General features: G+C 68.2%; 13 protein-coding genes. 10 read left to right on the forward strand and 3 right to left on the reverse strand.

Annotation, left to right across the window (positions count from 1 at the left end; all coding sequences use genetic code 11):
* Positions 1-48 precede the first annotated feature (48 nt).
* From pyrH to ACFWUR_RS10625, 3 genes are all read left to right on the forward strand, one after another.
* Positions 49-777 carry a UMP kinase gene (gene pyrH / locus ACFWUR_RS10615; protein WP_378905127.1) on the forward strand — a complete coding sequence of 243 codons (729 nt, stop codon included), beginning with the start codon at positions 49-51 and terminating at the stop codon, positions 775-777.
* A gap of 49 nt (positions 778-826) precedes the next feature.
* On the forward strand, positions 827-1384 hold the full coding sequence (gene frr, locus ACFWUR_RS10620; RefSeq protein ID WP_378905130.1) for a ribosome recycling factor: 558 nt from the start codon (positions 827-829) through the stop codon (positions 1382-1384).
* A gap of 111 nt (positions 1385-1495) precedes the next feature.
* On the forward strand, positions 1496-2380 hold the full coding sequence (locus tag ACFWUR_RS10625; protein WP_378905781.1) for a phosphatidate cytidylyltransferase: 885 nt from the start codon (positions 1496-1498) through the stop codon (positions 2378-2380).
* Between the two features lie 3 nt (positions 2381-2383).
* On the opposite strand, the gene ACFWUR_RS10630 is transcribed toward ACFWUR_RS10625, so the two are convergent.
* Positions 2384-2764, reverse strand: coding sequence for a lipopolysaccharide assembly LapA domain-containing protein (locus ACFWUR_RS10630; protein WP_378905133.1), 381 nt, complete (start codon positions 2762-2764; stop codon positions 2384-2386).
* 101 nt (positions 2765-2865) lie between these two features.
* Here ACFWUR_RS10630 and rlmN point away from each other — a divergent pair, with 101 nt between their 5' ends.
* Positions 2866-3975, forward strand: coding sequence for a 23S rRNA (adenine(2503)-C(2))-methyltransferase RlmN (gene rlmN, locus ACFWUR_RS10635; protein WP_378905136.1), 1110 nt, complete (start codon positions 2866-2868; stop codon positions 3973-3975).
* 35 nt (positions 3976-4010) lie between these two features.
* On the opposite strand, the gene ACFWUR_RS10640 is transcribed toward rlmN, so the two are convergent.
* Positions 4011-4814, reverse strand: a complete 804-nt coding sequence (locus tag ACFWUR_RS10640; RefSeq protein WP_378905139.1) for a transglutaminase family protein — start codon at positions 4812-4814, stop codon at positions 4011-4013.
* Positions 4815-5077: 263 nt separating this feature from the next.
* On the opposite strand from ACFWUR_RS10640, the gene ACFWUR_RS10645 reads away from it, so the two are divergent.
* Together ACFWUR_RS10645 and ACFWUR_RS10650 are read left to right on the forward strand one after the other, a co-directional pair.
* Positions 5078-6217 (forward strand): protein kinase, encoded by a 1140-nt coding sequence (locus tag ACFWUR_RS10645; RefSeq protein WP_378905143.1) that lies wholly within the window; start codon positions 5078-5080, stop codon positions 6215-6217.
* A 43-nt stretch (positions 6218-6260) separates the two neighbouring features.
* Positions 6261-7223 carry a LysR family transcriptional regulator gene (locus ACFWUR_RS10650; RefSeq protein ID WP_378905146.1) on the forward strand — a complete coding sequence of 321 codons (963 nt, stop codon included), beginning with the start codon at positions 6261-6263 and terminating at the stop codon, positions 7221-7223.
* 68 nt (positions 7224-7291) lie between these two features.
* Here the strand turns inward: ACFWUR_RS10650 and ACFWUR_RS10655 are convergent, their stop codons facing one another.
* On the reverse strand, positions 7292-7561 hold the full coding sequence (locus tag ACFWUR_RS10655) for a DUF2631 domain-containing protein (protein WP_378905149.1): 270 nt from the start codon (positions 7559-7561) through the stop codon (positions 7292-7294).
* Between the two features lie 95 nt (positions 7562-7656).
* Between ACFWUR_RS10655 and dxr the strand changes: the two genes are divergently transcribed.
* The 4 genes from dxr (at position 7657) to ACFWUR_RS10675 (ending at position 12502) form a co-directional block, all read left to right on the forward strand.
* The gene (dxr, locus tag ACFWUR_RS10660; RefSeq protein WP_378905152.1) at positions 7657-8838 is read left to right on the forward strand and encodes a 1-deoxy-D-xylulose-5-phosphate reductoisomerase; all 1182 of its coding nucleotides are present in this window, start codon (positions 7657-7659) and stop codon (positions 8836-8838) included.
* A gap of 39 nt (positions 8839-8877) precedes the next feature.
* Complete coding sequence (locus ACFWUR_RS10665; protein WP_378905155.1) at positions 8878-10074, forward strand: M50 family metallopeptidase; 1197 nt, start codon at positions 8878-8880, stop codon at positions 10072-10074.
* A gap of 266 nt (positions 10075-10340) precedes the next feature.
* Positions 10341-11495, forward strand: coding sequence for a flavodoxin-dependent (E)-4-hydroxy-3-methylbut-2-enyl-diphosphate synthase (gene ispG / locus ACFWUR_RS10670; RefSeq protein WP_378905158.1), 1155 nt, complete (start codon positions 10341-10343; stop codon positions 11493-11495).
* A gap of 152 nt (positions 11496-11647) precedes the next feature.
* Entirely contained in the window at positions 11648-12502 is an 855-nt protein-coding gene (locus ACFWUR_RS10675; RefSeq protein WP_378905783.1) for a GNAT family N-acetyltransferase, read from the forward strand.
* The last annotated feature ends 18 nt before the right edge of the window (positions 12503-12520 follow it).

Below are 12520 nucleotides of genomic sequence, written 5' to 3' on the forward strand. Positions count from 1 at the left end.
GCCGCCTGCTCGCCCCGCTCTCGACCTCGCCGAAGGAGACCGACACCCATGACCGACCCGGGTAACGACCGCCCTGGATACCACCGGGTGCTGCTCAAGCTGGGTGGGGAGATGTTCGGTGGTGGTGGGGTCGGCCTCGACCCCGACGTCGTGCAGACCGTGGCCGAGCAGATCGCCGAGATCGTCGAGACCGGCGTGCAGGTGGCCGTGGTGATCGGCGGCGGCAACTTCTTCCGCGGCGCCGAGCTCGAGGAGCGCGGCATGGAGCGGGCGCGTTCGGACTATATGGGCATGCTCGGCACCGTGATGAACAGCCTGGCCCTCCAGGATTTCCTGCAGCAGCAGGGCGTGGACACCCGCGTGCAGACCGCCATCACGATGGGCCAGGTCGCCGAGCCATACCTGCCGCTACGCGCCAAGCGTCACCTCGAGAAGGGTCGCGTCGTGATCTTCGGCGCGGGAATGGGCATGCCCTACTTCTCCACCGACACCACCGCCGCCCAGCGCGCGCTGGAGATCGGCGCCGACGTGGTGTTGATGGCGAAAGCGGTCGACGGCGTGTTCGACGCCGACCCGCGCATCGACCCGGACGCGAGCATGTTCACCGAGATCACTCACAAGGAAGTGATCGAAAAGGGCCTGAAAGTGGCCGATGCCACCGCTTTCAGTCTCTGCATGGACAACCAGATGCCGATGCTGGTGTTCAATTTGTTGATCAAGGGCAATATTGCCCGTGCGGTCGCCGGTGAACCCATCGGCACCCTGGTTCGGTCGTGACCCCGCATCCGCGGACGATGACGATGACGACGCTGTGGAGGATTCGGTCGTGATTGATGAAGCGCTCTTCGATGCCGAAGAGAAGATGGACAAGGCTGTCACGGTAGCGAAGGACGACCTGGGCAGCATCCGGACCGGTCGCGCCAACCCGGGCATGTTCACCCGTGTGCTGATCGAGTACTACGGCTCGCTCACCCCGATCACCCAGGTTTCGAGCATCACCGTGCCGGAGCCGCGCATGGTCGTGATCAAGCCGTACGAGCAGAGCACGCTCGGCCTGATCGAGAACGCGATCCGCAACTCCGACCTCGGCGTGAACCCGACCAACAACGGCGACATCCTGCGTATCTCGGTGCCGCAGCTCACCGAGGAACGTCGCCGCGAGATGGTCAAGATGGCCAAGAGCAAGGGCGAGGACGCCAAGGTCTCGATTCGCAACGTCCGCCGCAAGGCGATGGACGAACTGGGCCGCATCCAGAAGGATGGCGAAGCGGGTGAGGACGAGGTCGGGCGCGCCGAGAAGGAGCTCGACAAGACCACCGCCAAGTATGTGGCCGCTGTCGACGAGCTGGTCAAGCACAAGGAAGCCGAACTGCTCGAGGTCTGAGCGCCAGATCTCGCCAGTCCCGCTCGTGCGGGGGATGAACGGAACGACGAGTTGAGCGACGGGACAATCGTGGCCGAAGACGCCGCCGCCACCGGGGCGGCACCGGATCCCATGCCGGACCAGGTCGAGCAGTCGGCGACCGCGGCCACGCCGCAGGACGAGCAGCCACCCGCCCCGGCCTCCCGGGCCGGGCGCAATCTGCCCGCGGCATTGGCTGTCGGGCTGACGCTCGGGCTGTCGCTGATCGCGATCCTGCTGTTCGTCCCGAAGGTGTTCATCGCGGTCGCGGGGCTCGGTGTCGGCGTCGCGACCTGGGAGGTCACTAAGCGACTACGCGAAGCGGACGTGCTGGTTCCGCGGATTCCGCTGCTGGTGGGTGGTCAGGCGGTGTTCTGGCTGGGGTGGCCGTGGGGGGCGAGCGGGGTGCTCGGCGCGTTCGCCGCCACCGCGCTGGTGTGCATGGTGTGGCGCTTGTTCGATCACGGGCTCAGTACCGCGCCGAAGAACTTCCTGCGTGACACCGCGATCGCCGTGTTCACCCTTTCCTGGATTCCGTTGCTGGCCGCCTTCTCGACGCTGCTGCTGCTCGAACCCGACGGCAATCTGCGGGTTCTCACGTTCATGATTCTGGTGGTGTGCTCCGATGTCGGCGGCTATGTCGCCGGTGTGCTGTTCGGCAGGCATCCGATGGTGCCCGCGATCAGCCCGAAGAAATCGTGGGAGGGGTTCTGCGGGTCGCTGGTGTTCAGCGTGATCGGCGGTCTGCTGACCGTCACCCTGCTGCTCGAGGCCAATTCGATGATCGGTGTGGTGCTCGGTGTCGGCCTGGTGGCGGTGGCGACCATCGGCGACCTGATCGAGTCGCAGATCAAGCGCGAACTCGGCATCAAGGACATGGGGACGCTGCTGCCGGGCCACGGCGGGATCATGGACCGCCTCGACTCGATGCTGCCCTCGGCCTTCGTCTCCTGGCTGGTGCTCAGCGCGCTGATCTGAGCATCAGGACGTTCTCTTGGCGGCATGCCGCAGTTGCAGGATGCGCACCCCGCCGACCAGGCCCATCACCAGCGCACCCGCGATCACCGACAGCAACACGGTGATACCCAGCGGCAGCTCGAAGTCCCAGAACAGCAGGTTGGTACGGACCTTGTCGAGATTCTGGATGATGAAGATCAGCAGCACGATGCCGAGCAGGGCGGCGGCCAGCAGTGCGATCCAGGTATAGCCGGTGCGCGATCCGTGCACGGCGTCGCGCGGGACCGGGACCGGCTTGGCAGCGGGCTGCGCCGGTTCGGTGGGTTTGCTGTGCTTGCCGGTGAGATCGGTCGCCGACGGGTCGTGCTCGGCCGGTGACGCACCGGATTCTGCGTGTGTACTCATAGATCGATCATTGCCGAACGCTATGGCTCGTGCACGCATCTTGTCGATAACGTTGCCCGGCGTGGCAACCACCACGCCGCGTTTGGGACAATGGTGAAACTATGGCCATCTCCCTGCCCCTCGTGTTCGATGCCCCGCGCCGCGGCATGCCGCCGCGCCACCTCGCCGATCTCGACTCGGACGAACGCAAGGTAGCGGTGCAGGAGCTGGGATTGCCGAAGTTCCGGGCCGACCAGTTGGCCCGTCAGTATTACGGCCGCCTGCAGTCCGATCCGGCGCTGATGACCGATCTGCCCGCCGATGTGCGGGAGAAGGTCGGCGAAACGCTGTTCCCGCCGCTGCTGTCGGTGGTGCGCAATATCGCCTGCGATGAGGGCGATACCCGCAAGACGCTCTGGCGCGCGCACGACGGCACGCTCCTGGAGAGCGTTCTCATGCGCTATCCCGACCGCAACACGCTGTGCATCTCCAGTCAGGCCGGCTGCGGGATGGCGTGTCCGTTCTGCGCGACCGGGCAGGCGGGGCTCACCCGCAACCTGTCGACCGCCGAGATCGTCGACCAGGTGCGTGCCGCGGCGGCCTCCCTGCGCGACGGTGAGGTGCACGGTGGTCCGGGTCGGCTGTCCAACATCGTGTTCATGGGGATGGGCGAGCCACTGGCCAACTACAAGCGGGTGGTGAACGCGGTGCGCCGGATCACCTCGCCCGCTCCCGACGGGCTCGGCATCTCGCAGCGATCGGTGACGGTGTCGACCGTCGGTCTCGCGCCCGCGATCCGCAAGCTGGCCGACGAGGACATGTCGGTGCGCTTGGCGGTGTCGTTGCACACCCCCGACGACGAACTGCGCGACACCCTGGTGCCGGTGAACAATCGCTGGTCCATCGCCGAGGTGCTCGACGCCGCGCGGTACTACGCCGACAAGTCCGGGCGCCGCGTGTCGATCGAGTACGCGCTGATCCGCGATATCAACGATCAGCCGTGGCGGGCGGACCTGCTCGGCAAGAAGCTGCACAAGGCACTCGGCCCGCTCGTGCACGTGAACCTGATCCCGCTCAATCCGACACCGGGTAGCGAATGGGATGCCAGCCCCAAGCCGGTCGAGAAGGAGTTCGTGCGCCGCGTGATCGCCCAGGGCGTGTCGTGTACGGTGCGCGATACCCGCGGTCAGGAGATCGCCGCCGCTTGCGGCCAGCTCGCCGCCGAGGGCTAGGGCATTCGAGGGGGAGCGCAACGCGTCCGCGTCCGTCAGACGATGCTGACCGGTGCGACGAAGTCGTCGTAGGGGAGCGGGCCCGCGACGAAGGCGTTGACCGACATGAAGTTCAGGGTGATGTCGCCGCCGTGGTTGTCCAGGAAGGCTATATCGGAGGCGTCGCGGCCGGTGGCGATGCGTACCAGGCTCGACCGCGGCGCCAGGCCGGTCGGGTCGTAGGTCCGCCACGTGCCGTCGATGTACGCCTCGCACACGGCGTGGAAGTCCATCGGCACACAGCCCGGCGCGTAGACCGCGGCGACCCGCGCGGGGACGCCGACGGCGCGCAGGAGCGCGACCATCAGGTGCGAGAAGTCGCGGCAGACGCCGGTGCCCGACAACAGCGTCTCCACCGCGCCGTCGATGGGTGTGCTGCTGCCAGGGACGTAGGTGATCCGCCTGCCGATCCACGACGAGACCCGGTTGGCCACCTCGGGATCGGCGATGCCGTAACCGAATTCGGCCGCCGCGAAGCCGAGTAGCTTGTCCGACTCCGCGTAGCGACTGGGTCGCCGGTAGAGCGCGAGGTCGTAGTCGCTGGGCGGCTCGACGAAGGCGGTGCCGAGGACGGTCGCCTGATAGTCGATCCGGAGAGTGCCTGCCCCCACGTCGAGCACGTGGATTCGGGACCCGTGCGCGCCGACCACTTCGCGCGGGGTCACGAACTCGCCGTCGAGCGAGCACGTCATGGACTCGATCAGGTCGAGTCCGCGATGTCGGGCGACAGCGATCTGACACTGCAACATCGAATCGGCATGGACCGCGACCTCGAGGCGAGCGGAAACGTCACGTTTCACGCCCACAGACTGACAGGCGAACCGGGATCAGGCCAGCCGAACAGCTCGAGTGGGTTGCGGCCCAGGCGTTGTCGCCGCGGGACCGGCATCGGCGCGCGCGTCCGAGGTCGTCGACCGCGGGGCGAAGCTGTGTTCGGCCCGCCCTGGAGCGGCGAGCGGTAGCCGCGCCGTGGTGGGTCTGCCCGGACATCGACCCGACTCCGTAGTTCGCGCCGTTTGGTAGGGTCCACCGGTCGGACGAAGAGCGAGATTCGGGGGTCAGAATGGTTTCTGACGGGACGGTGTTCGCCGGCTACACGATCGATCGGCAGCTGGGTCAGGGCGGGATGGGGTCGGTGTATCTGGCCAGGCATCCCCGACTGCCCCGATGGACGGCGTTGAAGCTGCTGAATCGGGAGTTGTTCTCCGACAAGGAGATCCGGGCCAGGTTCGAGCGCGAAGCCGATCTGGTCGCCCAGCTCGATCATCCCAATATCGTGACCGTGTTCGATCGCGGCGTCGAGGGTGATCAGCTCTGGATCAGCATGCAGTACATCGACGGGATCGACGCCTCCTCGCTCAATCCGCACAACTTGCCGACGGACCGGGCGCTGCAGATCATCGGTGAGACCGCCGCCGCGCTCGACTACGCGCACCGCGCGGGTGTGCTGCACCGCGACGTGAAGCCCGCCAATATCCTGCTGGCGCGTTCCAGCAGCCAGGAGCGGGTGTACCTCACCGACTTCGGCATCGCACGCCTGCGTGATGATTCGGGTCACCTGACCGAGACCGGGTCGTTCACCGCGACGTTGGCCTACGCCGCGCCCGAGCAGCTCACCGGCGCCGCCCTGGATCACCGCGCCGACCAGTACTCCCTCGCGTGCACTCTGTACACGCTGCTGACGGGCAGCGCGCCCTACGAGTCGACCAGCCCGGCCGCCGTGATCACCGGCCATCTGCAAGCACCACCGCCCCCGGTGAGTCCGCGTCGGGCGGGATTGCCGCAGGTGCTCGACGCCGTGATGGCCCGTGCGCTGGCCAAGCGGCCCGCCGACCGGTTCGCCTCGTGCGAGGAGTTCGTCGACGCTGCCCGGCGGGCGGTGCGCACCGGAACCACCGGTGCCCGCCCGCTCGCCCGGCCGACCTCGGGTGCGCACGCCCAGCCGTTCGTCGGTATGCAGCCCATGCGCCCGGTGAGTTCGACAGGCACCCCCCTCTACAGCCCGGCGCCGATTCCCCCGCGCGTGCCACAGCCACAGCCGCAGTACGCGCCCACCCCGCAGTACTGGCAGCAGCAACCGGCCCGGATGCCGAGTCCGCCACCGCGATCCGGCGGCTGGGGATCAGCGCTGGGCACCTATGCGCTGCTGCTGGTCGTGGTCGTCGTGGTCGCCGGCGTGATCGCGCTGCTGGTAAACATCTGATCGGTGCGCCGGGCCGGTCGGTGGGTGCCATATTCTGGTCAGAATGAGCGACTTCGACGTCTCCGCCGCCGACTCCATCGACCTCGACCGATTGCGTCGTTTCGTCGCCGTCGCCGAGGAGCTGCACTTCGCCCGCGCGGCCAAGGCGCTGCGAATCCCGCGGCAGGCGCTGAGCGCCACGGTGATCGAGTTGGAGCAGGAATTGGGCACTCGCGTGTTCGTGCCCGGTGCCTCGCCCACCCAGCTCACCGACGACGGCAATGCCCTGCTCCTGCGAGCCAGGGACCTGATTCGGGTCCAGGAGCAGGCCGAACGCGAGCAGAAGCCCGACGCGCCCGCGAGCCTGCGGGTGGGGTTCGTGCCGGGGGTGACGGTGTCGAAGTGGGCGCGGATCTGGGGTGAGCGGCTACCCGACCATCCACTCGAGGTCGTGGGCGTCGCGCAGGGCGCGCAGGAGTCGGCGCTGCGCGAGGGGCGCGTCGACCTGTGCTTCGTCCGCTTGCCCATCGACCGGACCGCGCTGAACGCGATCCCGCTGTGGCAGGAGACACCGGTCGCGGTCGTGCAGAAGGACGACGCGCTGTCGCTGCTCGAGTCGATCAGCCCGGCCGATCTGGCGCGGGAAACGATCCAGGACAGCGCCGATCTCGATCAGGCCGTGGACACGCTCGCCCTCGTCGCCGCGGTCGGTGGCGCGGCGATCATGCCGCAGTCCATCGCCCGTCTGCACCACCGCCGCGATCTGGTCTACCGCCCGATCGGCGACACCGAGTTCACCGAGATCGCGCTGGCCTGGCCCGCCGGAACCGACAGCGACCTGCTGGAGGAGTTCGTCGGCATCGTGCGCGGCCGCTCGGCGAACAGCTCCCGCGGCGGGGTGGCGGAACCGGAACAGGCTCGCGCGGCGCAGGCTCGGAAAGCTCCGGCGAAGAAGCCCGCGGTCAAGAAACCGGCTCCCGAGAAGGCTGCCGCGCGTGGTCGCAAACCGGCCCGGCGTGGCCGCTGAGCCGACACGAAAACGCCTGCGGTGCACTGTGATCGCTACCGCAGGCGTGGGCTTGCCACCGTGAGGTGTTACTTCGGGATGCGCCGGGTGAGCGAGTCGACGACCAGCACGAGCGCCATCAGGCCGGCCAAGCCGACGAGGAAGATGTCCTCGACATGACCCTGGTGGTTGCCGATGGTCATGGCGAGCAGGGCCACCACGACGAACCAACCGGCGATCTGGAAGGTTTTGCGCGACTCACCGCTCCAGCCCCAGGCGGCCGAGGGCACCTCGGCAGGGTCGACGCTGGTCGCGACGGCACGCTCGGTGCTGGCTTTATCGAGGTCCGTGGCTGCCACGATCGCTCCTAAGGGCTCGAGTTCTGGTTGGGCGAGTGAGCATATCGTGGCATACGACCGTCCGTCGTAGCCAGCAGCCCTGCCACAATGGGGCCGTGTCCCACCCCCCAACGCGTGCCGCGCACGGCCGCTCCCAGTCCACCGATCGGGTGAAGGTGCTGCTTCTCGGCAGTACCGGTTCGATCGGCACCCAGGCGCTCGAGGTGATCGCCGCCAATCCCGACCGCTTCGAGGTGGTCGGTCTGGCGGCGCGCGGCGGCAACCCCGCGCTGCTGGCCGAGCAGATGGCGGCCACCGGCACCCGCAACGTCGCCGTCGCCGATCCCGCCGCCGCGCAGGCGCTCGAGCTGGAACTCGGCGGCCCCGACGCGGTGACCGAGCTGGTCCGCCGAACCGAAGCCGACGTCGTGCTCAACGCCCTGGTCGGTTCGCTGGGTCTCGGGCCCACCCTGGCCACGCTGCGCGCGGGCACCCGGTTGGCGCTGGCGAACAAGGAATCGCTCGTAGCGGGCGGCTCCCTGGTGACGCGCGCCGCCGCGCCCGGCCAGATCGTGCCGGTCGATTCCGAGCACTCCGCGCTGGCCCAGTGCCTGCGCGGCGGTCGCGCCGAGGAGGTCGACCGCCTCGTTCTCACCGCCTCGGGCGGACCGTTTCGGGGGTGGACCACCGAGATGCTCGAATCGGTGAACCCCGCCGAGGCGAAAACCCACCCGACCTGGTCGATGGGCCCGATGAACACCCTGAACTCGGCCTCGCTGGTCAACAAGGGCCTGGAACTGATCGAAACCCACCTGCTCTTCGGTGTGCCCTACGACCGCATCGACGTCACAGTGCACCCGCAATCGATCGTCCACTCGATGGTCACGTTCACCGACGGCTCGACCCTGGCCCAGGCCAGCCCCCCCGACATGAAACTCCCCATCGCCCTGGCGCTCGGCTGGCCCGACCGCATCCCCGGCGCGGCCGCCGCCTGCGATTTCGGCACCGCCTCCACCTGGACCTTCGAGCCGGTCGACGACGAGGTCTTCCCCGCCGTCCGCCTGGCCCGGCAGGCAGGCGAAGCGGGCGGCAGCGTCACCGCGGTCTACAACGCCGCCAACGAGGTCGCTGTCCAAGCCTTCCTCGACGGCAAGATCACCTTCCCCACGATTGTGCGCACCGTCACCCGCGCGGTAGAGGCCGCCGACCGATGGCACGCCGAACCCGATACCCTGGACGACGTCCTCGCGGCCGACCGCTGGGCCAGGGAGTACGCCGCGAACACCATCGCGTCCTGACTCGCTCGTTCGGCCGCCAACAAACACGGCAGGGAGAACATGGTTTTCGCGCTGGGGTTCGCTCTGTTCGCCCTCGGTATCACGATCTCGATCGCGCTGCACGAGTGCGGGCACATGTGGACCGCGCAGGCCACCGGCATGAAGGTGCGCCGCTACTTCATCGGCTTCGGGCCGAAGGTGTTCTCGTTCCGTCGCGGTGAGACCGAGTACGGACTCAAGGCGCTGCCGCTCGGTGGTTTCTGCGATATCGCGGGCATGACGGCGCTCGACGAGCTCGAGCCGGAGGAAGTCGACCGGGCGATGTATCGCCAGTCGACCTGGAAGCGCCTGGTCGTGATGTTCGGCGGCATCGGCATGAACTTCCTGCTCGGGTTCATCCTGTTGGTCGTGCTCGCGATCGGCTGGGGCCTGCCGCAGCTCGAGCAGCCGCCTGCCACCGCGCTGGGCTCGATGGGCTGTGTCGCGCCGGAGACCCCGGAGAAGACGCTCGCCGACTGCACCGGCGACGGACCCGCCCAGCGTGCCGGCCTGCAGCGCGGCGACGTGGTGAAATCCGTGAACGGCGTCGAGGTGAGTACCTGGGCGCAGTTCCAGGCCGAAACCCAGAAGCAGACCGGCACTTTCACCTACACGATCGACCGCGACGGTCAGACTCTGACGGTCCCGGTCACCCCCGAGCGCGTCGTGCGCTCGCCCAAGGAAGGCCCGAGCCGTGAGGTGAGCGCGGTCGGTGTCGGCCCCGACTACGCCGAGCCCAAGCAGTACGGCCCGATCGCCGCGATCCCGGCCACCATCGTGTTCACCGGCGACTTCTTCGTCGAAACGGTGAAGTCCCTGGCGAAGATGCCGCAGAAGGTGTCGGCGCTGTGGGAAGCCGTCACCGGCGGCGAGCGCGACCCGGAGACCCCGGTCAGCGTCTACGGCGCCAGCCGCCTCGGTGGTGAGACCGCCGAGCGTGGCCTGTGGGGCCTGTTCATCATGATCCTGGCCAGCCTGAACTTCTTCCTCGGCGCGTTCAACCTACTGCCGTTGCTGCCGCTCGACGGCGGTCACATCGCCGTGGTGCTCTACGAGAAGGTCCGCAACACGATCCGAGGCTGGCTCGGCAAGACCCCGGCCGGCCCGGTCGACTACCTCAAGCTGTTGCCGCTGACGTATGTGGCGGTGGTGATCGGTGGTGCGTTCATGCTGCTCACGCTGGCCGCCGACATCGTCAACCCCATCACGCTGCGGTAATATTTGCGGCTGGCGCCGCGGTTTTCGGCCTCGTAACCCCGGATCCGAGGGGCGATACTGCGCCTTCGGCGTTCCGTCTCGCCCCTCGGATCCGGGCGGCCGAAAACTGCGATGTGTTCACTGTCGTGGCCCTCACAGGGCGGCGGGTCACCCTGCGCGACTAAGCTCGACAGCGAGTTGCACGCACGGAACTTTTGGTACACAGCACGGAACCTCCTGAGTTCCGCGCACGAAACCGGCAAACGTACGAAAGAAGGCAGCCGACCGTGACCAGCACCATCGGATTGGGGATGCCCGCCGCTCCCGCTGCTGTTCTCGCACCCCGGCGCAAGACCCGCCAGCTGATGGTGGGCAATGTCGGCGTCGGTAGTGATTCGCCGATCTCGGTGCAGTCGATGACCACCACCAAGACCCACGACATCAACGCCACCCTGCAGCAGATCGCCGAGCTCACCGCCTCGGGCTGCGACATCGTGCGGGTGGCCTGTCCGCGCCAGGAAGACGCCGACGCGCTCGCCACGATCGCGCGGAAGTCGCAGATCCCGGTGATCGCCGACATCCACTTCCAGCCGCGCTACATCTTCGCCGCCATCGACGCGGGCTGTGCCGCGGTGCGTGTCAACCCGGGCAACATCAAGGAATTCGACGGCCGTGTCGGCGAGGTCGCCAAGGCCGCGGGCGCCGCGGGCATCCCGATCCGCATCGGCGTCAATGCCGGTTCGCTGGACAAGCGGATGCTGGAGAAGTACGGCAAGGCCACGCCTGAGGCGCTGGTCGAGTCGGCGCTGTGGGAGGCGAGCCTGTTCGAGGAGCACGGCTTCGGCGACATCAAGATCTCGGTCAAGCACAACGACCCGGTGATCATGGTGGAGGCCTACCGCCAGCTCGCCGCCCGGAGTGACTACCCGCTGCACCTCGGCGTCACCGAGGCGGGCCCGGCGTTCCAGGGCACGATCAAGTCCGCGGTGGCCTTCGGCGCGCTGCTCAGCGAGGGCATCGGCGACACGATCCGCGTCTCGCTCTCCGCGCCGCCCGCCGAGGAGATCAAGGTCGGCGGCCAGATCCTGCAGTCGCTGAACCTGCGCCCACGCAAGCTCGAGATCGTGTCCTGCCCCTCGTGTGGACGCGCCCAGGTGGACGTGTACACCCTGGCCGACGCCGTCGCGGCCGGTCTGGACGGCTTGGAAGTGCCGTTGCGCGTCGCGGTGATGGGCTGTGTCGTGAACGGCCCCGGCGAGGCACGCGAGGCCGACCTCGGTGTCGCTTCCGGCAACGGCAAGGGCCAGATCTTCGTCAAGGGTGAGGTCATCAAGACCGTGCCCGAGCATTTGATCGTCGAGACCCTGATCGAAGAGGCGATGCGCATCGCCGAGGAGATGGGCGAGCAGCCGGGCGGCGAAGCGGTCGTCACCGTCAGCTGACACAGGGGCACGGTCCGCGCGGCGTCACCGCGCGGGCTTCGCGATGCCGAGGCACGGATACCGCCGACCGCATCGATTGACGGTCGAGCGTCGGATTCGGCGGACCCGTACCGTTCGGCGTGCTTTCGTGGCAGGCTGGTGCCGTGCGGAGTCTGCTGGAGCCGACGCGACGGTCCAAATCCTCTCCCGCGCGCCCGGTGGCCGTGCGAGATCTGGGTGAAGTGCTGCGCGTCCTCGACGCCGACCCGGTGGCCTCGTGCATGATCGCCGCCCGCGTGCAGGAATTCGGGCTCGACTCGCGCAGCGGTGTCGGCGAGCTGTGGAGCCGCGGCGGACCGGCCGACTCCCTGTGCTTCTCCGGCGCCAACCTGGTTCCGCTACGCGGTGACCGGCAGGCTCTTCGCGCGTTCGCCGATCGGGCGGGTCGCTGGCCGCGGGTGTGTTCCTCGGTGGTCGGTCGGCAGGAACTCGCGCTGCCGCTGTGGGAGATGCTGCTCCCGTCCTGGGGTCCGGCCAGGGAATTGCGTGCCGACCAACCCCTGCTGGCACTGGCCGAGCTCGCCACCGCGCGCGCCGACGGGGGAGTGCGCCGCGTGCGACCCGACGAGATCGACCGCTACCTCGGTGCCGCGATCGCCATGTTCATCGAAGAGGTCGGCATCGACCCGCGCACGGGCGACGGCGGCCGCGGCTATCGCAGGCGGATCAAGAGTCTCATCGAATCCGGCAGGGCCTGGGCACGTTTCGAAGACGGCGAGGTCGTCTACAAGGCCGAGATCGGCGCGCTGTCGCGACGCACCGGCCAGATCCAGGGTGTCTGGGTGCATCCCGAACACCGGGGCGCGGGCGTCGGTACCGCGGGCACCGCCGCGGTCGCCAATGCTGTTGTGGCAACGGGCCGCACGGCGAGCCTGTATGTCAACGACTACAACGGCATCGCCCGCCGCGCCTACAACCGGGTGGGTTTCCGCCAGATCGCCACCTTCGCAACGGTCTTGGTGGACTGAAACTTCGGCGCGTGGCGC

Origin of the sequence: Nocardia sp. NPDC058633 (assembly GCF_042717045.1) — a bacterium.
Taxonomy (GTDB): Bacteria; Actinomycetota; Actinomycetes; order Mycobacteriales; family Mycobacteriaceae; genus Nocardia.